The organism is Paraferrimonas sp. SM1919 (assembly GCF_010993985.1).
Classification (GTDB): domain Bacteria; phylum Pseudomonadota; class Gammaproteobacteria; order Enterobacterales; family Shewanellaceae; genus SM1919.
The window spans coordinates 17,168-36,297 of record NZ_WINH01000007.1; the positions used below are offsets into that span (position 1 = coordinate 17,168).

Consider the following 19,130-nt stretch of genomic DNA (forward strand, 5'->3'; position numbering starts at 1 on the left):
TTGATATTTTCTCTAACTCCCTTCAATCAGTTCTAGACGTTCTCCACTTGGACCGATAATAAGCGCCGCGCGACCGTAATCCGCCTGGTAGATTTCTACTCCTTGCTCTTTCGCAATATCATCCAGAGCAAAGGTCTCTATTCTGATTAAGCCTATACCGGCTGGTAAGCTGTCAGATGCTGGGTTGATATCACTACCGACAACTTCATCAATTTCAAACAGCGCTTTGCCATTTAATTGCAAGGTTGCTACAGGGTATTGATTTTCAGTGGCTTTCCCCCAAGCTTTGTTAAGTACAGTCACTTTGGTATCAAACTTTAAGCCCGCTTGGCCTTGGTTTAAAGATTCATAAAATGCTAGCGACTCAGCACGATCAGCACAATTAAGGACAGTAATAAATAGGCCGGCGGATAATGCATCGGTTTGAGGCAATTTAAAAGGGGGGACTTCATTATCAATTTGGGTGAGATAAGAAATTTCACCGCCATGTCCTTTGATCTGCATAGCCTTAATGGAATCACTTAATTGCAAATATGCTGGCTCACCAATAATCTCAAATCCGGCTCCAATACAGCTTTGACGAAGTTTATCGACATTGGCTACATTTATTTCAAGAGCCATCCAGCCATGGGTTTGTAATGGATTCGCTCGAACCAAGTGTTGTTCCTGGACTAGAGTCAACCAACTGCTACCATCAGGAGCCATGAGGTCAATTCTCGGGCTACCTAGTAAACCTGAAGCTTGCCAGTTGTCAGCTTGTTTCTCGCAAACAAGTGAGCGCTTGCTAACTTTAAATCCTAGAGCATGAATGTAACTGTGCGCTTGCATTTCTATGTTGTTACTCGCTAATACTGCTCCAGTAAACTCACCTAAACGGCCTAGGTTAGCTGCCATGATATTGTTTTCCTTTTGCTAACATTTCATCAGTACCCAACAACTGATTAAGCTGAGCAAGGTTGAGCATAGAAGTCGCATAGGCCTTGGTTGAGCCATTTTCTTTTAAAGATTTAAGAAAGTTCTGTGCCATAAAGGTGTAAGCTCTAACCATGGCACCTGGAAAAATGACCAGCTTATAGCCCATTTCTTGGAGTTCTTTAGCACTTGATATAGGGGTTGAGCCACCCTCAACCATGTTAGCCAATAATGGTGTTTTATCTCGGAAGTAATCATTCATCAGTTGCATTTGCTCTAGGTTCTCAGGGGCTTCAATAAATAGTACATCTGCCCCAGCTTCATGGAAGGCTTCAGCCCTATCCATAGCATCCTCAAAACCGTTTACACCAATCGCATCTGTTCTGGCGATAATTAAGGTGTTGTCACTGGCGCGAGCGTCTACGGCAGATTTAATTTTCCCTACCATTTCATCTTTAGAGACTAATGTTTTCCCCTTTAAGTGGCCACATCGTTTAGGCATCATTTGGTCTTCAAGTTGAATGGCGCTTGCCCCCATACGCTCAAACAGGCGCACGGTTCGGTGTACGTTCAAAGCGTTACCAAAGCCAGTATCTGCATCGACAATAATTGGCAAATCTACACGTTCACGAATAACCGCAATAGTCTCAGCGACTTCGTTCATTGATATTAAGCCGATATCTGGGCGTCCAAAGCGGGTATAGGCAATAGAGGCTCCTGATAGATACATTGCATTAAATCCTGCTTGCTCAATCATGCAGGCACTCAGGGCATCGTATCCACCCGGAGCCAATAAGATTTCATCTGCCATTAACCGTTGTTTTAAATTATTCATTTATGAGTTTCCATGTTTGGCAGTCAGATATGGCATTAAGCCTCCCGCTTCAACAATCGCCATTAGTTGACTTGGGATAGCGCTTCCTTGCAGTTGTGAGCCATCCGAGAGGTTGGTTATTATTCCAGTGGTGATATCAATCTGCAGCCGATCGTTATCTTTTATGGGCGATAAATCTGGGCATTCAATTACAGGTAAGCCTAAGTTGAGGGCGTTACGATAAAAAATGCGAGCAAAAGACTCCGCAACCACGGCTTTAATACCTAATTCAATCAATACTTGAGCGGCCTGTTCTCTGGAAGAGCCAATACCAAAACCGATACCCGCAACTAGGATGTCACCATGCTGTACTGATTTGGCAAAGTTTTCATCAATCGCCTCGAGGCAGTGTTGTGCCATCTCCGTTAAAGGTGACTTCATATAAGGACCAGGAGCGAGTAGGTCAGTATCGATATTGTCACCAAAGCGCCATACTTTTCCACTAAATGTTGTTTTCATTACGGTGTCCTTAGAGGTATTTTCTGGGGTCAGTAATTCTGCCTGCGATGGCACTGGCGGCGACAGAGTAAGGCGATCCTAGGTATACGTTGGCGTCTTTTGAGCCCATTCTTCCTTTAAAATTTCTAGAGGTGGATGAGAGGCAGTTCTCGCCGGCGGCGATAGCGCCTGCGCCCATGCCGGCACAGGCACCACAACCGCTTGGTAAAATAATCGCACCGGCTTCGGTTAGGGTTTGTAAGGTGCCATCTAGGGAAGCTTGGTGCAGCATCAGTTGAGAAGCGGGAGCCACCAATAAGCGGGTGCCTTGAGCCACCTTATGGCCTTTTAACACTTTGGCGGCCATTTGCATGTCGCTGAGCTTGGCTCCAGTACAGGCGCCAATATAGGCTTGGTGGATTTTCACTTTACCAATAGCGTCAATTGCATAGGTGTTTTCTGGCGAGTGCGGTGCGGCAATTTGAGGGCTTAATTCACAAGCATCGAAGTGGTAAATTGCTTCATATTGACAGTCGTCATCACTGCGCCAACTTAGTGCGTCTTGAGCTGGCGTTTTGCCTTTGTCTCGTAACCAATCAAGGGTGGTTTCATCAGCAGCAATGACACCGGTTTTTGCGCCCATCTCTGCGGTCATATTACACAGCACCATACGTTCTGGCATGCCCATGGTATCAATACATTCGCCAGCAAATTCAATGACCTTATAGTGATTATTTACTCCAAGTTCACGGCATAAAAACAGCATAATATCTTTAGCACTAACGCCATCTTGCAACTTACCATGCCAGTTAACTCGAATGGTTTGAGGTACGCGAATCCAGATTTCACCTGTAGCTAACACCCCTGTCATTTCAGTGGCACCGATGCCGACCATAAAGGTGCCAAAGGCACCGCCTGTTGGGGAGTGGGAATCGCCACCCACTAAAAACATGCCGGGCTCTAAGTGACCATGCTGGGGTAGCATCACATGACAAATGCCCTGCATATCGTAAAAATGTTCAATGTTGTTTGTTTCAGCCCAGTCCCTTGTGAGTGCTAATATTTCAGCACTTTCTGTATCGGTAGCAGGGACATAGTGATCGCTGACTAAGACGATTTTTTTAGGATCAAATACTTTGGCATTAAGGTGTGCTAGCCTATCCTTAACTCGACGTGGACCGCTGGAATCGTGCATCAGTACTTTGTCCACTTTACAGGTAACAATCTCCCCTGGTTGAGGCATACTATGACCGCTTACTCGGCTAATTATTTTCTGCGCTAGGGTTTGCTTAGACATGTTACTTCCCTGTTTTTCTTGCTAAATGGCAAATCGGTTAGAATTTTATTAGGGGGCTTTGAGCCAATAAGGTTAAATGGTTTATAGACCCTAAATTCATGGTGCATGAAAGCAGCAGCTAATTACAATCAGGCAGGCATAGCGACAAGGAATTTTTTGATTAATGTCAACACTACAACTTGAAATATCAGGCGTTATTGCCACCATAACCCTTAATAGGGCGGATAAGTCCAATGCGCTCAACGCTCAGATGTGGCAAAGCTTAATAGAGCATTGTCAAACCGTTAACCAATCCAATGCTAAAGTATTAGTGTTGCAGGCCAAGGGCTCGAGGGCTTTTAGTGCTGGTGCGGATATTGCTGAGCTGAAAAGTATAATTAATCACCCTAAACAGATGCGCACTAATAACGAGTTAGTGCAGCTTGCTCAGCAAAAGCTAGAGCAATTAACTATCCCTACCATTGCCCTGATTGATGGTATTTGTATGGGTGGCGGCGTAGGTATTGCTTGTGCTTGTGATTATCGAATTGCTACATCACAATCTAAATTTGCCATTACTCCTGCTAAACTTGGTTTGCTTTACTCTATTGAAGACTCGAGACGTCTCGTCAATCTTATTGGAATTGCCAAAGCGAAAGAGTTGTTGCTGTTTAACCGCACTTTATTAGCTGTCGATGCCCTAAATTTTGGGCTGGTTAATCAAGTGGTTGAGTCAGAGCAATTGCATTCGGCCGCACAGCAGTTGATTGAGCATACCTTGCAGCTTAGCCGTACTTCATTATCTGGCATTAAAGCGACCTTAGGCTACCTTGGACAAACCAATACTCTCGCAGCAGCTGATGTACGCGCCCTTTTTGATCGTGCCTTTGAAGGGGAAGATTTTCAAGAAGGGGCAGCGGCCTTTATGGATAAGCGCCCAGCGGAATTTTAATGACACAATCGGTTTTTAGGGGCATCAAAGATATGGTGCCATTATCTGTGGCAGTGATCCCCTGGGGCGTTCTTTGTGGCGCGTTAGCGATGGAATTAGGTTTATCGGTTTGGCAAGCCCAAGCTATGTCGCTGTTAATTTTTGCAGGGGCGGTGCAGTTGGCCTTTGTGGGTGGCTACACGGGTCCCCCATCAGCCATTGCAATGCTTAACTCTTCATTAGTGATCAGTTCTAGGCATTTACTTTATAGTGCGGTGATGCGCCAGCATGTGATTACATTGCCTTGGTATAAACGGGCGATATTTGCGTTTGTTCTTACCGATGAGATGTTTGCCTTATCCCAAAAACAACTGGTTGATGACAAACAATTTGATTACGGTTATGCCTTAAGTTCTGGCTTTATGTTTTATGTCAGCTGGAATCTGGCAACATTAGCCGGCATCATCATTGGGAATAGTATTCCTAACCTTGAGCATTTTGGCTTTGAGTTTGCGGTAGCGGCGACATTTATCGCCTTAGTCGTGCCTATGGTAAAGGATAAGCCCATGGTATTGGCGGTAACTGTGAGTGCTGCAGTAGCCCTTGTGTATGACTATTTATCAATAGCCAACGGCTTAATTGTGGCGACGTTTTCTGGAATGTTGGCAGGCTTTATCTCCTCCGAAATACAGCTAAAAGGAAAGGATAATGGATAACCTATGGTGGCTATTATTAGCAATAGCCGGGATCACCTTTGGTTGTCGTTATTTCTTTTTAAGCCCGCATTTGCCCTTTAAACTAGGGCCAAGGGCGCAGCGCTTTTTAAGCTTTAGCGCGCCCTGTGTATTAACCGCGATGACCGCACCAATACTTTTTCAATCAAGCTCAGGCAATTGGATTAACCCATTAACGAGCCCTTATTTTCTAGCAGGGCTTATAGCCATCGGTTTGAGTTTAAAGCTGAAAAACACGCTACTGGTCATCGTGCTCGCCATGGTCAGTTTTGTCGGATTGAAAGTCATGCTGTAAAAAGGGAGTCACTGCGTGACTTAGAGGGCACTTCGTTGCGAAGCCACCCTCGACTCTCAAGACTGATTTAATGCTTAAAAATTACAGAATCGTTTTCAACACGTTGGCGTTCACCATAAACGCCTTCATCGGTGCGTTTACCGCAGCTGATGATCATAGTGATATCGACATTGGCGTTTTATTAATCTAAGCCACCCATTATTAATCAATTAGTTACACAGCTAAAGTTTGAGAGTAAGTTGACCATGGTTGATGATGGTATTGCTCAGTAGTTATAGGAAGTAATATTTAATATTGCTTCCTATTTGCGTGATTTTGTGGATTTAAGCGTCTATTCACCCTAAATAAAGCAGCACTAACCCAAATAACTGTGGGTGTAAATGCTTACTTTATCATTCTATTAACGAAGGGTGTCCTTGTTGTTTTACTTACAATACTATTCCCAATTAATTATGACTGTCTATATGTACCATGGGTGTATTTATCAAATCCGCACAGGAAAGCACGACTAACAACACGGCTAGTGATGTGATAATAAGGAGTATCTTCAACTGAAATTAACGTACTACGGGGTCTAGGCATGGCTACCTCCTACAACTCGCTATAAAACAAGTTTAGTAGGAGGCTGAAAAAGCAGCAATTAATTATGGGTGTCTATTGTGTGCCACTTTATTTGTTTTATTTCTTTTTATTTATATAAATAAATATCCTAAAGTTAAACATGCAAACAGTAGCATTGTGCAGTTATACAAAGCCTCATGGGTACTTCTATAGTTTCTAACTCTTATCAAAAGAAACATCGATATAAAAATAATAATCAGGTAAACACCATCATTTATCCACCCACACACAAACATATAAAGCAAGCCTAACCAATAACTGGCAGGAATAATAATAGCAAGAATAGACTTCGCATTATTCTTCATACTTCAACTCCTCTATAGATTCTCCCAAAAGAATATAATCGAAAACTCCGGCTATTCCCGCACCAGCGACGCCAACTTCATGCATATAATCACCTAACAGTGCTGTTGACTTACCAAATTTATTAGCAGCCATTCCAGCCCCTAGACGCCCGTTTAATCTACCTAATACATAACAAGTCTTCGAATCATCCTTCATAGCTAATGACCTTTCAAGGTTGTTCTCGACTAATAGAGATACTTCGCTTCTATAGTTTTCATTAGCCATAAACTGATTTAGCTCAATGTCGAATATTTGTACTCTATTTAAAAAATCTGACTGAGCAGCATCACCATAAACTCCTGTTACTTTAGCTGATACATCATATGCACGACTCACGGCCTTAACATAGCAATTAACTATGGCTGTCTATATGTGTGCTTTAAACTGACAATTTGTTATGGGTGTCTCTGGATCTTTGTTATCGGGACAAACATGCCCCGACATGCAAACTGTGCCTTGACACCATTTGAGCGTCCATATATGTCCTTGTTAATTTATTAATTAATCCAAATTTGGGATGCCTGATGCACCGTTCATCTTACTAATCTCCCACTTATTTCTGTCATCATATTCATAAAAGAAGTCATAATTATAATCAGAGTCAATTTTCAACAAACAAACACAAAATTCCTTTTCAAATTTCTTAAATAGCAATTCTTTTAAATGTTTAAAAGGCTCCATTATCGCAAATGTAAACTCATCATTAGCTTCATTAAATTCATAAAATGTGCCATTCCCATCATAGCCATAGATCATTTCAACCTTCCTTGCACCTGGCTCGGATTCAAACCTTAAGTAGGCCTCACTCCATTTTTCAGTGCTTTCTAAAGTGTAATTAATAAACTCTTTGGCAATAAACACTAAAGTATCATCTATATTGTTATTCATTTAATCTCTTCCTAAATATCCTGCACCATGCTCATTATCGAATGTTTGTCCGAAATGCTTAATGCGTTCGCTTCCATTGTAAACTTGATAAGACACGTGGACCCCGCCAGGTCTTCCGGTGTTAGGGTCTATATCAACAATTAACTATAGCCACCCATTATTAATCAATAACTAACAACGCAAAATCTTGAACTTCAATCAAGCTTCATTCATGTTGGCCATACTCTGTGGTGCTTGGAAGTAAGGTTGAGCTTTATTGGCTTGGTTTGGTTACTTTAAGTATCTATTCATCAAAAATCACGCAACACTGTGAAACCGCAGGTGCAGTGCAAAATTTGAATAGATAAGTGGTGTGTTTACTCGAAAGCAATTAATTATGGGTGTCTATATGTGTGTTTTCAACGCGTTGGCGTTCACCAATTAATTATGGCTGTCTATATGTATCTTGCTAGTCATATTTATAAGACCAGAATTCAAGAAATTAACGATGCCTGGCCTTTATTATTTACTTATTATCAATTGCGATTTCGCCTAGTAACCTCTTAACCACCAGAGTATTCCTCGTTAGGACGTATATAATCACAGAGAAACCACCAAGTGTACACAATGTAAAAAATATAAAAATGTACTTCTTCCATCCAGTTAGCTTAAAGCACAAGAACATCGAGTAAGTAAGCATCGCAATTAGAAATGCAATAGCAATTACACCTTCCCAAAAAACAAATAGGTCATTTTTATTAAGGCCAAAAAAATGACCTATCATCGTTACAATAAAAGCATATAGCGTATAAGACCAAAAGGCTTTTAGTTTTTGATACATATTAATTACCACTTAAATTTCAATTTTCCGATAAAATTAACTATAGCCACCCATTATTAATCAATAACTTACAACACAAAATCTTGAACTTCAATCAAGCTTCATTCATGTTGGCCATACTCTGTGGTGCTTGGAAGTAAGGTTGAGCTTTATTGGCTTGGTTTGGTTACTTTAAGTATCTATTCATCAAAAATCACGCAACACTGTGACACCGCAGGTGCAGTGCAAAATTTGAATAGATAAGTGGTGTGTTTACTCGAAAGCAATTAATTATGGGTGTCTATATGTGTGCCGAAAAGGGAGTCACTGTGTGACTTAGAGGGCACTTCGTTGCGAAGCCCCCCTCGACTCTCAAGACTGATTTAATGCTTAAAAATTACAGAATCGTTTTCAACACGTTGGCGCTCGCCATAAACGCCTTCATCTGTACGCTTACCACAGCTAATGATCATAGTGATATCGACGTTACTCGGTAGGCCAAGGAGCTTTTTGGCTTTATTGGAATCAAAGCCTTCCATCGGACAAGTGTCATAGCCTTGTTCTGTCATAGCCAGCATAAAAGTCATGGCGGCTAATGAGCTGCTTTTATGCAAGGTGGCGTGCACATCTGACTTCGCTACTTCACGAACCATAGGGCGTTTAAAGCCCATAACAAAGCTCATGACTTTACGCCCCATGCCATAAAGACCAAACCTATCGTTGTTGTATAGAAACGGGATGAGCTTTTCGTAATACTTATAGGCACCCAGGGCCGCTTTGTCGGTACGGCCATTGAAACTATCGCGAATATGCTTGGCATTATTCTCGGCTCTTTGTTTCCAATCCGTTGGTGTGGTGACAAATACCACTAATTCATTCGCGGTTTTGGCGGCGTTTTGGTTCATACAGATTTTAGCTAAAGCGGCTTTTTTATCGGCGTCAATCACACGGTGGAATTGCCATAACTGCATATTAGAACTGTTGGGGCTGAGAGTTGCTAATTCCAGGGCGCGTTGGACGCTATCATGATTAAATTGATGTTGCTGGTCATACTTGCGCACTGAGCGACGTTGGTGAATTAAGGTTTCAAGTGCAGTGTAGCTTGCCATAGAATTTGCCTGTAAATTGAAATTTGCGCATTTAACCAGCCAAGTTTAGCAATTTCAACCCAATTGCCACCAAGGAGTAATAACAAAAACGCCGAATGAGATGCTCATTCGGCGTTTTAGGGGAAAACAGCAGTGGTTAGGCCGCGGCGACTTCTTTAAGTTGATACTGACTCGCTTCTAAACAAATTTCATTTTTAAGCTGATTAAGGAGATCTTGGTGTTTAGTGCTTCGATTAATTGCACTAAATAAAGGTCTATGCAGTCCGTCTTTGCCTAAAGAAATACTGGCTAACGAAATACCATGGGTTTCAGGTATTGACCAAATTGGTAACGCAGTGACACCATCTCCAGAGGCAACTCGCTGCATCAGCATCAGGGTTAATTCACATTGTTTTTGCTGACCAATTGTCACTTGTGCTGGCGCTAAGAAGTGCTTATATAAATCAACTTTATCAAGTGGAAGAGGGTAAGTCAGAAGGTTACTATCAGTTAGTTGCTGGGGACTAACAAATTCTTGATGCGCTAGCGAGTGATTTTTTGAAGTAAGTAATCGAACTTCAAAATCAAAAAGGTGTTGGTATTGAATTTGGTAACTTGGTGTTGGGTCAGAGGTAAATACGAGGTCGATGTCGTTGGCTTCTAAAGCATCTAAAGATTGGAAACCATGGCGGGCAGTGAAGTTGATATCAACATCTGGGTGCATTACTCGGAATCTTTCTAGTGCTGGTTGCATCCATCTATAACAACTTTGACATTCAACCCCAACATTTAATGCTATTCTTTGTTGTTCTAATCCCGCTTTTAACTCCTGCTCTGCAGCGATAACTTCTGGAATTATTTTTTCGGCTAAGCTGATTAGCCTTTGACCTTCTGGGGTAAAATTAAGCGGCTTACTTTTCCTAATGAAAAGTTGAGCATCAATTCGAGTCTCTAATTCTTTAATTTGATGTGATAGCGCAGATTGTGTCACAAATCTTTTTTTTGCCGCCCCGGCAAGACTTCCTGTTTCTTTAAGTGCTATCAGGGTACGTAAATGACGTAACTCGATCATGATGTCCTCACAATGTTTGGTTGGTATGTTTTCTTATTGTTCGGAGATGACATTGCTAACAAAATTAGTTTAGCTTTTAAATCAAAGATTAAAAATCTAGATGAACTCAGCATCCAATGCATTCCCATGTTTTAATTTTTTATAATCATTTCAGATGATGAAATCTCATGTTGAATAATTATAATCAGTCCGTCTTCTTGGTCAGACCATTTTTCCAATTTATAACATTTCGCTCGAATAATCAATCGAGTTTTTCATTAAAAATGCGCTTTTTTAGCATAAATAGTCAATATGAGGTATGACCAGTCGTTATTGTGGCTAAAGTTTTGACTTTATGGGGGTATTTTGTTGCTTTTTTGATTGGTTAGGAGTCTCTGGGCAATCCTTTATTTATGACTCGAATGAGCCGTTGGGTGCTTCTTTGATGACTAAAAGGGCGTTGTTCTTTTAGTGCTTGTTGCTGTAATGCCCATTGATAGTGTTCTTGTAAAAAACTTTCTTGGTAATCATTGGCTTGCTCTAAGGCTTGAATAATTTGCTCGCTATAACAGGCGTTGCCTAGGGCAATAGATAGGTTTCTTAACCACTTTTTATGGCCAATACGGCGAATAGCACTGCCTTGGGTTTTATCTAAAAATTCTTGCTCACTCCAGCTAAACAGTTCTAATAATTGTGGGGTGGTGAGTTCACTTCTGGCGTGGAAGTCGGTTTCTTTTGTTACTGGAGCTTCACGGTTAAATGGGCATACCAATTGGCAATCATCACAACCATAAATACGATTGCCCATATTTTGTCTGAATTCGATAGGGATTGCGCCATCATGCTCAATGGTAAGATAAGAAATACAACGTCTGGCATCGACCACGCCATCGGCAACAATGGCATTAGTTGGGCAAATGGTTTTACAGGCTACGCAGCTGCCACATTGATTCTTCACTGGAGTATCCGTGGGCAAGGGCAAGTTGACGAATAGCTCCCCTAAAAAGAACCAGCTACCTGCCTTCTCGTTTAATAATAACGAGTGTTTTCCTGTCCAACCTAAGCCGGATTTTTCAGCGAGGGCGCGCTCCATAACGGGGGCTGAATCGACAAAAGGGCGGCCTTGGTATTCCGGTACCACTTCGGCGATTTTTTGCCCGAGCTTTTTGAGGCGATTACGCATCATTTTATGGTAGTCACGACCAAGGGAATAGCGACTGATGTAGGCTTGTAAAGGATCCTTTAGGTTGCTGGCAAATTTGGCATTAGGAGGTAGGTAGTTCATTCTGACAGTGACTACTCGTAAGGTTCCTGGGTGCAGCTCAGCTGGTCGGTAACGTTTTGAACCATGTTCAGCCATAAAATTCATGCTGCCATGCATGCCCTCATCGAGCCATTTTTGTAATGGCAGCGCGTGGGCTTCTAAATCAATATCGCTAATACCAACCTGAGCAAAGCCTAACTCTAGCCCCCACTGTTTAATTTGATTGGCAAGTTGTTGTAATTGTTCGCAAGATAAAGACGCTGACATGTTTAACCCAAAAGATGAATACGCCGTTATTTTACCACAGGCTGGTGATGAGAGGGTGAGCTTATATTTTCCCGTGGTAAACAATAAAAAGTTTTTTGTGACGCTGGGCTGATAATCATGTTTTGCCGCTAGTGACTTAAAAAGCTGTGGGTACAATTGCTCCTAATTTGTTGTTGGGTAATTTATAGGTAAAACATGCAGCTGTTTATGGGATTGGTAGGGGTAGTGACTCTACTGCTTTGCGCTTTCGCGCTTTCGGAAAATAAAAAGGCAATCAACTGGCGTACCGTACTAGGCGCGCTAGGTCTGCAGGCTGCTTTTGCGGCATTAGTCTTATACGTGCCATTAGGTCAGTCGTTACTAGGCGCGATGAGTTCTGGTGTGGCTTCTTTATTAAGCTTTTCTGAGCAGGGTATTCGTTTTGTATTGGGTGACCTTTACGATACCGGCTTTATTTTTGCGGTTAAAGTTCTACCACTTATTATTTTTATTAGTGCGCTAATTTCGTTGCTATACCATATCGGTGCGATGCAATGGGTGATTAAAGTGATTGGTGGTGGCTTACAGCGTTTATTAAAAACATCTCGCGCAGAATCATTTGTGGCGACGGGTAATATCTTCCTATCCCAAGGTGAGTCACCGCTATTAGTTCGTCCGTTTTTAAATAAGATGACCCGTTCTGAGCTGTTTGCGGTAATGACAGGTGGTATGGCATCGGTTGCCGGCTCTGTGCTTGGCGGTTACGCTGGTTTAGGGGTTGAGCTTAAATACCTGATTGCTGCTAGTTTTATGGCGGCTCCAGCGGGCTTATTAATGGCTAAAATTTTAGTGCCAGAAACTCAGCAGGTTTCTAATCAAGATGATATTGAACTTGAGAAAAGCGAGTTTTCAAATGGTATTGATGCCATGGCCGCAGGTGCCATGAATGGTATGCGGGTAGCCGTTGCTGTGGGCACTATGCTGATTGCATTTATTTCGGTTATTGCGATGGCGAATGCCGGCCTTGAAACGCTGGGTGCGGCAGTAGGTGTTGAAGGCTTAACGCTGCAAAAAATACTGGGTTATGTATTTGCCCCTATCGCCTTTATTATTGGAGTTCCAGCCAGTGAAATGGTAACGGCAGCCTCTTTAATTGGCCAAAAAGTAGTAATGAACGAGTTTGTTGCCTTTATCGATTTTGCCTCTATTAAAGATACGTTATCGGCCAACACGCAGGTGATTATTACTTTTGTGCTGTGTGGTTTTGCAAACATTGGCTCGATTGCGATTCAAATTGGCTCGATTGGGGCAATGGCGCCAGAGCGTCGCGGTGATGTGGCGAACCTAGGTCTTAAAGCTGTGATTGCTGCAACCCTAGCAAACCTGATGAGCGCAACTCTAGCGGGTATCTTTATCGCGCTGTAAGTTTCAGTAGGATTAGGTTAAGGTCAGCATATTGCTGGCCTTTTTTATGGATGATGATATGCAAGTTTCCCCTTCACCAAGATTAACCTATCGCCTATTAAGTGCTGATGATAAGCAGCTTTTGTTTGATCTTGACCAAGACCCACAAGTGATGCGTCATTTAAACCATGGTATACCTTCCAGTTGGGATGACATTAATAATAGGTTTTTGCCACGGCTGGCTAAGTACCATAATCCAGATAAAGGCTGGGGACTGTGGGGTTGCTTTTTAGAATCAAAATTTATTGGTTGGGTTCTTATTCGCCCTGCTGGCTTTTTTACTGATAAGCCGGATTTTAGCGCCTTAGAGATAGGTTGGCGTTTTGTGCAAAGCAGTTGGGGTAAGGGCTATGCCACTGAAGCGGCGCAGGCAGTAATGCAGCAGCTACAGCTTGCCGGAAACCATAAATACATTGCCGTTGCGGCGATTGAAAATGCGGCTTCGGTTAAGGTCATGCAGCGCATCGGACTGGAATACTTATCTACAGGGATTGATGAGGATCCCGCTTGGGATGGTGAAGTGGTACGTTATTTCAAAGATTTTAGTGCCTAATCCCTTAGCTATTAGCTAAAATAGCTGCAAAATTTATTTTTAGGAAAATTATTTTGTCTAAAGCACAAAATTATAATCAAGCCATTATTGAATTTGTTGATGCGGCCTTAACCGAACTCGAGCAGTGGCGCGGTGATTCAGCCGCAAAAAGTGGTAAGGCAGAAAATCATTTTCTAACCCATTGGATTGTGACCGCAATTAAAAAGCAACGCTTCTCTAACTTGATTGCCAAGCAGTTGCATGCTTTTGTATCCCAAGCACGTTCAAAGGGAGCGGGTGCTAATCTGGTGGCGCAGTTGCAAGATATTCAAGCGCAATACCAGCAAGTGCAAGGCTATGAACAGGGCATGGGTGAACGCTTAACTGCACTATTAGAAGACGTGGAAGCCCATGATTGGGAAACCGAATTTGAAGATGTGCTTGATGAAAAAATTATGATCAAGGGCATTGGTAAGCCGATTGTAGTGTTGTGTGCGAGCGAGTACCCCGCCACGATTGTGGATGGTGAATTTACCAAACCGGTGCGTTTATTTGTGCGTGGCGATGCCCAAGCTTTTGCAAAGCTGGCCCTCAAGCATAAGTTATTGGTCAGCCAAGGGGTAAAGAAAACCTCGCTGGTGAAATACCATCTCACCTACACCATGTACCCACAAAATCTACAGCCAGAGCTGCCAGAAATTGTTAATGGTATTAGTCAGTAGACGTTAATCTGGTTTAACTTGCGTCACTGTGGCCTCTAGCTGTCCTTGCTTGAGGCGCACTTGAATTCTATCTCCACTAGATAGCGTGCTGCTGTCTTGGATAACCTTTTGTTGCTCATCTAAGGCGATGGCATAGCCTCGATTGAGGGTGTTTAATGGGCTGACGGCATTCAAGGTGGTCGAGAGTTTGTCGGCATGCTGTACTTTGGCGGTAACCAAAGCCTTTATTGCCTGGGTGAGCCTTTGCTCAAGCTGAGTTTTAGTGGCAGCAAGTTGGCTTAATTTAAGCTCAGGGGACTTACGGTTTAATCTTTGAGTTAAATTTGCCAGTGCTAATTGCTGTTGTGACAGTTTTTGTCCTAAACACTTTTCTAAACGGACACTTAATTCATCGAGTTGTTGTGATTGCTGATTCAGTCGGCGTTGGGGGTGGCAATTATCAAGGCGCAGTTTCAAATTAGCAAAACTTTGATTTTGCTTTGACCTTACGTTATTAAATCCGTGCCACAGGCGCGATTTTAACTGGCGTAGTTGTTGCCATTGCTCTTGCCTGTCTTGGGATAAAATTTCAGCTCCAGCCGATGGTGTAGGCGCCCTTAAATCGGCGACAAAATCACAGATGGTAACATCCACTTCATGGCCCACTGCACTGATAATAGGCAGCTGGCAATCGTAAATAGCATGGGCTAAGGCTTCATCATTAAAGCACCATAAATCTTCTAAGGAGCCACCGCCCCTAGTGAGCAAAATCGCATCGACTTCATTACGTTGAACCGCGATGTTAATAGCATTAATAATTTGCGCGGGGGCTGCTTCGCCCTGTACTTGGGTAGGATAAACAATCACTTCAAGATCGGGGGCTCGTCGAGCAAGGACGTGCAATACATCGTGCAGAGCAGCCCCTGTAGCTGAGGTAATGATGCCTATGGTATTGGGTTTACCAATGGGCTTTTTATGGCTTTGTTCAAATAGGCCTTGTTCAAATAGTTTTTGTTTTAACTGTTCATATTGTTGCTGTAGTAGGCCTACGCCAACCGCTTGCATCGTTTCAACAATTAATTGATAGTCCCCTCTGGGCTCATATACGCTAATATTGGCACATACAATGACTTGCTGGCCGTTTTTTGCTATAAAATTAACTAATGAACTCCGGCCTCTAAACATCGCACAACGAATTTGAGATTTATCATCTTTTAGGGTGAAATACCAGTGGCCAGAGCTAGGAGCTGAAAAGTTAGATACTTCACCAGTGAGCCATATTTGGCCGATGGTGCCTTCTAACAAATTTCTAACCTGATAATTAAGCTCTGAAACGCTAATTGGATGCTTTGAGGAGTGCCCCATAGTGAAAAAATCTAATGTAATTGTAATTTATTCATTTTCACATTTACTAAAGTGAATTTGCAAGCTAATATTTAGCCGCAATATCAATCACGTTCTTTCACCTAAACCCAAGCGAGATATTGCAATGCTGCGTTTAAAAAAAGAAGCTCTAACCTTTGACGACGTACTACTAGTACCGGCTCATTCTGAAGTTCTACCAAACACTGCCTCCCTAAAAACGAGACTAACTAAAACTATTGAACTAAACGTTCCTATGCTTTCAGCATCTATGGATACCGTTACCGAAGCCCGTCTAGCTATTGCTATGGCACAAGAAGGCGGTATTGGTTTTATCCATAAAAATATGCCAATTGAAGAACAAGCCGATGAAGTTCGTAAAGTGAAAAAATACGAATCGGGTGTGGTTCAGGCTCCTGTCACTGTGACGCCTGATATGACCATTGCCGAGGCCATCGAGAAATCACAACATACCGGCTTTGCCAGTTTTCCTGTTGTCGATAATGATAACCAGTTGGTTGGTATCATTACGGGCCGTGATGTTCGTTTTGTGGATGATCATAAAGTTCTCGTGAGCCAGGTGATGACCCCTAAAGAGCGTCTTGTTACTGTTGAAGAAGGCGCATCATTAGATGAGTGCCGTGCATTAATGTCTAAGCACAGAATTGAAAAAGTTTTAGTGGTTCGCCCTGATTTTTCACTCTCTGGCATGGTCACTTGTAAAGACTTTGAAAAAGCCGAGCGTAAGCCCAATGCTTGTAAAGATGAGCTAGGTCGCTTAAGAGTCGGGGCAGCTGTAGGTGCCGGCCCTGGCAACGAAGAGCGTGTAGCAGCTCTAGTAGAGGCGGGTGTTGATGTGCTGTTAATCGACAGTTCTCACGGCCATTCAGAAGGGGTGTTACAGCGTATTCGTGATACCAGAGCGGCTTACCCCGATCTGCAGATTATCGGTGGCAACGTGGCCACTGGTGAAGGCGCATTAGCTTTAGCTGAAGCCGGTGTCAGTGCGGTTAAAGTCGGGATTGGCCCTGGTTCAATTTGTACTACCCGTATTGTTACCGGTGTAGGTGTGCCACAAATTACAGCTGTATCCGATGCTGCGGCCGCAGTGGCTCATTTAGATATTCCAGTGATTGCCGATGGCGGTATCCGTTTCTCAGGGGATATCGCTAAAGCGATTGCGGCAGGAGCGTCATGTATCATGGCAGGCTCTATGCTGGCCGGGACCGAAGAAGCGCCTGGTGAGACAGTACTATTTCAAGGTCGTGCTTATAAATCTTATCGTGGCATGGGCTCGTTAGGAGCGATGTCAGGTAAGCAAGGTTCTTCAGATCGTTACTTCCAATCTGATAATGCTGCCGACAAATTAGTACCGGAAGGTATTGAAGGTCGAGTGCCTTACAAAGGTCGCGTAAAAGAGATCATTCATCAACAAATGGGTGGCTTACGTTCTTGCATGGGGCTTACTGGTTGCGCCACCATTGAAGAATTACGAACCAAAGCTGAGTTTGTGCAAGTGACTTCTGCTGGTATGGGTGAGTCGCATGTTCACGATGTAACGATTACCAAAGAAGCACCTAATTACCAACGCGGTTAATTAATATGGCCAAGTGTTCAACTTGGCCTTTTTCGAAGCATATTTATTAAGAGAAGATCATGAGCAACATCCACGATCAACGTATCCTTATCCTAGATTTTGGCTCTCAGTATACCCAGCTGATTGCTCGCCGCATCCGCGAAATCGGTGTTTATTGCGAACTATGGGCTTGGGATGTATCTGAAGAACAGATTAAAGGCTTTAACCCTAATGGAATTATCTTGGCGGGTGGTCCAGAAAGCGTTACTGAGGATAACTCTCCCCGAGCTCCAGAATATGTGTTTAACGCTGGCGTGCCTGTATTAGGCATTTGCTACGGCATGCAAACCATGTCAGAGCAGCTAGGTGGTAAAGTTATTAAAGGCGAAGGTGAAGGTGAATTTGGTTATGCCAATGTTGCCCTAACGGCTGAATCTAAGCTGTTTGCCAACTTAGGTAACCAGCTTGATGTTTGGATGAGTCACGGCGATAAAGTATCAAAAATTCCTGAGAACTTTACTGGCCTTGGCAACACTGATACCTGTCAGTTTGCGGCGATGTCTGACGAAGCTCGTAACTTTTATGGAGTGCAGTTCCATCCTGAAGTGACTCACACCAAAATGGGTAAAGAAATACTTACCAACTTCGCCCTAAACATCTGTGGCCTTGAGTCAACTTGGAAGCCAAGCTCAATTATTGATGATGCGATTGCCCGTATTAAAGAGCAAGTGGGCGATGACGAAGTGGTACTAGGTTTATCAGGTGGTGTTGATTCATCGGTAACCGCATTATTACTGCATCGCGCTATTGGTGATAAACTGACTTGTGTATTCGTTGATAACGGTTTACTGCGCTTAAACGAAGGCGAGCAGGTAATGGAAATGTTCAGTGAAGGCTTCGGCTTGAACATTGTTCATGTGCAAGCTGAAGATAGATTCCTAGATCGCCTAAAAGGCGAGAATGATCCTGAAGCTAAGCGTAAGATCATTGGCCATGTATTTGTTGAAATTTTCGATGAAGAAGCTTCAAAGCTAGTGAATGCTAAGTGGCTAGCCCAAGGCACCATTTACCCAGATGTAATCGAGTCGGCAGGCTCGGCAACGGGTAAAGCCCATGTGATTAAGTCACACCATAATGTTGGTGGTTTACCAGAAGATATGGAGCTTGGCCTTGTTGAGCCATTAAAAGAGCTGTTTAAAGACGAAGTACGTCGCGTTGGCCTAGAGCTAGGTTTGCCGTATGACATGCTTTACCGTCACCCGTTCCCAGGCCCAGGCCTTGGGGTACGTGTACTGGGTGAAGTGAAGAAGGAATACTGTGACTTACTGCGTCGTGCCGATGCCATCTTTATTGAAGAGTTGCATAAAGCCGACCTTTACCACAAGGTATCTCAAGCCTTTACGGTATTTTTACCAGTACGTTCGGTTGGGGTGATGGGCGATGGTCGCAAATACGATTGGGTGGTGAGTCTGCGTGCGGTAGAGACCATTGACTTTATGACGGCCCATTGGGCGCACCTGCCGTATGATTTCTTAGGCAATGTGTCGAATCGCATTATTAATGAAATCGACGGTATTAGCCGCGTGGTTTACGATATTTCGGGCAAGCCTCCCGCCACTATCGAATGGGAATAATTTCTGCTTCGCCTAGTTCAAGATAACTGCGTTGCTGCTAATTTTCACCCCAGTCACTTAGCGAACTAAGCTCCTGGGGCTGAAAATTCTTGCGGCCTT

At 43.1% G+C, this 19,130-nt stretch carries 19 protein-coding genes; 8 read left to right on the plus strand and 11 right to left on the minus strand.

Features of this window, described 5'->3' with window-relative positions; translation table 11 throughout:
• Positions 1 to 12: 12 nt before the first annotated feature.
• The 4 genes from GFB48_RS05680 to GFB48_RS05695 are packed head-to-tail and all read right to left on the minus strand — an operon-like array spanning position 13 to position 3,521.
• Positions 13 to 894: a VOC family protein gene (locus GFB48_RS05680; protein ID WP_163932442.1), complete on the minus strand. Its 882-nt coding sequence runs from the start codon at positions 892 to 894 to the stop codon at positions 13 to 15.
• On the minus strand, positions 884 to 1,747 hold the full coding sequence (locus GFB48_RS05685; protein ID WP_163932445.1) for an oxaloacetate decarboxylase: 864 nt from the start codon (positions 1,745 to 1,747) through the stop codon (positions 884 to 886). The genes GFB48_RS05680 and GFB48_RS05685 overlap by 11 nt, the downstream gene beginning before the upstream one ends.
• Positions 1,748 to 2,245 (minus strand): 3-isopropylmalate dehydratase, encoded by a 498-nt coding sequence (locus GFB48_RS05690; RefSeq protein ID WP_163932448.1) that lies wholly within the window; start codon positions 2,243 to 2,245, stop codon positions 1,748 to 1,750.
• Between the two features lie 10 nt (positions 2,246 to 2,255).
• Positions 2,256 to 3,521 carry a 3-isopropylmalate dehydratase large subunit gene (locus GFB48_RS05695; protein ID WP_163932450.1) on the minus strand — a complete coding sequence of 422 codons (1,266 nt, stop codon included), beginning with the start codon at positions 3,519 to 3,521 and terminating at the stop codon, positions 2,256 to 2,258.
• 163 nt (positions 3,522 to 3,684) lie between these two features.
• On the opposite strand from GFB48_RS05695, the gene GFB48_RS05700 reads away from it, so the two are divergent.
• The 3 genes from GFB48_RS05700 to GFB48_RS05710 are packed head-to-tail and all read left to right on the plus strand — an operon-like array spanning position 3,685 to position 5,460.
• Positions 3,685 to 4,452 carry an enoyl-CoA hydratase/isomerase family protein gene (locus GFB48_RS05700; protein ID WP_163932453.1) on the plus strand — a complete coding sequence of 256 codons (768 nt, stop codon included), beginning with the start codon at positions 3,685 to 3,687 and terminating at the stop codon, positions 4,450 to 4,452.
• Positions 4,452 to 5,147 (plus strand): AzlC family ABC transporter permease, encoded by a 696-nt coding sequence (locus tag GFB48_RS05705; RefSeq protein ID WP_163932455.1) that lies wholly within the window; start codon positions 4,452 to 4,454, stop codon positions 5,145 to 5,147. Before GFB48_RS05700 ends, GFB48_RS05705 begins: the two co-directional genes overlap by 1 nt.
• Positions 5,140 to 5,460, plus strand: coding sequence for an AzlD domain-containing protein (locus tag GFB48_RS05710; protein ID WP_163932458.1), 321 nt, complete (start codon positions 5,140 to 5,142; stop codon positions 5,458 to 5,460). The genes GFB48_RS05705 and GFB48_RS05710 overlap by 8 nt, the downstream gene beginning before the upstream one ends.
• 450 nt (positions 5,461 to 5,910) lie before the next feature.
• Here the strand turns inward: GFB48_RS05710 and GFB48_RS17750 are convergent, their stop codons facing one another.
• The 6 genes from GFB48_RS17750 to queG all read right to left on the minus strand — a co-directional run bounded on the left by GFB48_RS17750 (position 5,911) and on the right by queG (position 11,783).
• On the minus strand, positions 5,911 to 6,042 hold the full coding sequence (locus GFB48_RS17750) for a hypothetical protein (protein WP_256377988.1): 132 nt from the start codon (positions 6,040 to 6,042) through the stop codon (positions 5,911 to 5,913).
• A 333-nt stretch (positions 6,043 to 6,375) separates the two neighbouring features.
• Entirely contained in the window at positions 6,376 to 6,762 is a 387-nt protein-coding gene (locus tag GFB48_RS05720; protein WP_163932461.1) for a hypothetical protein, read from the minus strand.
• Between the two features lie 165 nt (positions 6,763 to 6,927).
• Positions 6,928 to 7,314, minus strand: coding sequence for a hypothetical protein (locus tag GFB48_RS05725; RefSeq protein WP_163932464.1), 387 nt, complete (start codon positions 7,312 to 7,314; stop codon positions 6,928 to 6,930).
• A gap of 1,182 nt (positions 7,315 to 8,496) precedes the next feature.
• A complete protein-coding gene (locus GFB48_RS05730; protein WP_163932468.1) occupies positions 8,497 to 9,222 on the minus strand; it encodes a nitroreductase family protein in 726 nt (241 codons plus the stop codon).
• Between the two features lie 136 nt (positions 9,223 to 9,358).
• The gene (locus GFB48_RS05735; protein ID WP_163932471.1) at positions 9,359 to 10,273 is read right to left on the minus strand and encodes a LysR substrate-binding domain-containing protein; all 915 of its coding nucleotides are present in this window, start codon (positions 10,271 to 10,273) and stop codon (positions 9,359 to 9,361) included.
• A gap of 364 nt (positions 10,274 to 10,637) precedes the next feature.
• The gene (queG, locus tag GFB48_RS05740; protein ID WP_163932474.1) at positions 10,638 to 11,783 is read right to left on the minus strand and encodes a tRNA epoxyqueuosine(34) reductase QueG; all 1,146 of its coding nucleotides are present in this window, start codon (positions 11,781 to 11,783) and stop codon (positions 10,638 to 10,640) included.
• Between the two features lie 195 nt (positions 11,784 to 11,978).
• Between queG and GFB48_RS05745 the strand changes: the two genes are divergently transcribed.
• Genes GFB48_RS05745 through GFB48_RS05755 form a run of 3 tightly spaced genes read left to right on the plus strand, consistent with a single transcriptional unit; the run spans position 11,979 to position 14,480 of the window.
• Positions 11,979 to 13,187, plus strand: coding sequence for a NupC/NupG family nucleoside CNT transporter (locus tag GFB48_RS05745; protein WP_163932477.1), 1,209 nt, complete (start codon positions 11,979 to 11,981; stop codon positions 13,185 to 13,187).
• Between the two features lie 58 nt (positions 13,188 to 13,245).
• The gene (locus GFB48_RS05750; protein WP_163932479.1) at positions 13,246 to 13,779 is read left to right on the plus strand and encodes a GNAT family N-acetyltransferase; all 534 of its coding nucleotides are present in this window, start codon (positions 13,246 to 13,248) and stop codon (positions 13,777 to 13,779) included.
• Positions 13,780 to 13,832: 53 nt separating this feature from the next.
• Positions 13,833 to 14,480 carry a DUF2913 family protein gene (locus GFB48_RS05755; RefSeq protein ID WP_163932483.1) on the plus strand — a complete coding sequence of 216 codons (648 nt, stop codon included), beginning with the start codon at positions 13,833 to 13,835 and terminating at the stop codon, positions 14,478 to 14,480.
• 3 nt (positions 14,481 to 14,483) lie between these two features.
• Here the strand turns inward: GFB48_RS05755 and xseA are convergent, their stop codons facing one another.
• Entirely contained in the window at positions 14,484 to 15,824 is a 1,341-nt protein-coding gene (gene xseA / locus GFB48_RS05760) for an exodeoxyribonuclease VII large subunit (protein WP_163932486.1), read from the minus strand.
• 124 nt (positions 15,825 to 15,948) lie between these two features.
• Here xseA and guaB point away from each other — a divergent pair, with 124 nt between their 5' ends.
• The gene (gene guaB, locus GFB48_RS05765) at positions 15,949 to 17,418 is read left to right on the plus strand and encodes an IMP dehydrogenase (protein ID WP_163932488.1); all 1,470 of its coding nucleotides are present in this window, start codon (positions 15,949 to 15,951) and stop codon (positions 17,416 to 17,418) included.
• A 59-nt stretch (positions 17,419 to 17,477) separates the two neighbouring features.
• On the plus strand, positions 17,478 to 19,031 hold the full coding sequence (gene guaA / locus GFB48_RS05770; protein WP_163932491.1) for a glutamine-hydrolyzing GMP synthase: 1,554 nt from the start codon (positions 17,478 to 17,480) through the stop codon (positions 19,029 to 19,031).
• The last annotated feature ends 99 nt before the right edge of the window (positions 19,032 to 19,130 follow it).

Excerpts from the sequence above, each read along its gene's own strand:
- GFB48_RS05680 (WP_163932442.1), bottom strand. The coding sequence starts at position 894 with ATGGCAGCTAACCTAGGCCGTTTAGGTGAGTTTACTGGAGCAGTATTA.
- GFB48_RS05685 (WP_163932445.1), bottom strand. The coding sequence starts at position 1,747 with ATGAATAATTTAAAACAACGGTTAATGGCAGATGAAATCTTATTGGCT.
- GFB48_RS05690 (WP_163932448.1), bottom strand. The coding sequence starts at position 2,245 with ATGAAAACAACATTTAGTGGAAAAGTATGGCGCTTTGGTGACAATATC.
- GFB48_RS05695 (WP_163932450.1), bottom strand. The coding sequence starts at position 3,521 with ATGTCTAAGCAAACCCTAGCGCAGAAAATAATTAGCCGAGTAAGCGGT.
- GFB48_RS05700 (WP_163932453.1), top strand. The coding sequence starts at position 3,685 with ATGTCAACACTACAACTTGAAATATCAGGCGTTATTGCCACCATAACC.
- GFB48_RS05705 (WP_163932455.1), top strand. The coding sequence starts at position 4,452 with ATGACACAATCGGTTTTTAGGGGCATCAAAGATATGGTGCCATTATCT.
- GFB48_RS05710 (WP_163932458.1), top strand. The coding sequence starts at position 5,140 with ATGGATAACCTATGGTGGCTATTATTAGCAATAGCCGGGATCACCTTT.
- GFB48_RS17750 (WP_256377988.1), bottom strand. The coding sequence starts at position 6,042 with ATGCCTAGACCCCGTAGTACGTTAATTTCAGTTGAAGATACTCCTTAT.
- GFB48_RS05725 (WP_163932464.1), bottom strand. The coding sequence starts at position 7,314 with ATGAATAACAATATAGATGATACTTTAGTGTTTATTGCCAAAGAGTTT.
- GFB48_RS05730 (WP_163932468.1), bottom strand. The coding sequence starts at position 9,222 with ATGGCAAGCTACACTGCACTTGAAACCTTAATTCACCAACGTCGCTCA.
- GFB48_RS05735 (WP_163932471.1), bottom strand. The coding sequence starts at position 10,273 with ATGATCGAGTTACGTCATTTACGTACCCTGATAGCACTTAAAGAAACA.
- queG (WP_163932474.1), bottom strand. The coding sequence starts at position 11,783 with ATGTCAGCGTCTTTATCTTGCGAACAATTACAACAACTTGCCAATCAA.
- GFB48_RS05745 (WP_163932477.1), top strand. The coding sequence starts at position 11,979 with ATGCAGCTGTTTATGGGATTGGTAGGGGTAGTGACTCTACTGCTTTGC.
- GFB48_RS05750 (WP_163932479.1), top strand. The coding sequence starts at position 13,246 with ATGCAAGTTTCCCCTTCACCAAGATTAACCTATCGCCTATTAAGTGCT.
- xseA (WP_163932486.1), bottom strand. The coding sequence starts at position 15,824 with ATGGGGCACTCCTCAAAGCATCCAATTAGCGTTTCAGAGCTTAATTAT.
- guaB (WP_163932488.1), top strand. The coding sequence starts at position 15,949 with ATGCTGCGTTTAAAAAAAGAAGCTCTAACCTTTGACGACGTACTACTA.
- guaA (WP_163932491.1), top strand. The coding sequence starts at position 17,478 with ATGAGCAACATCCACGATCAACGTATCCTTATCCTAGATTTTGGCTCT.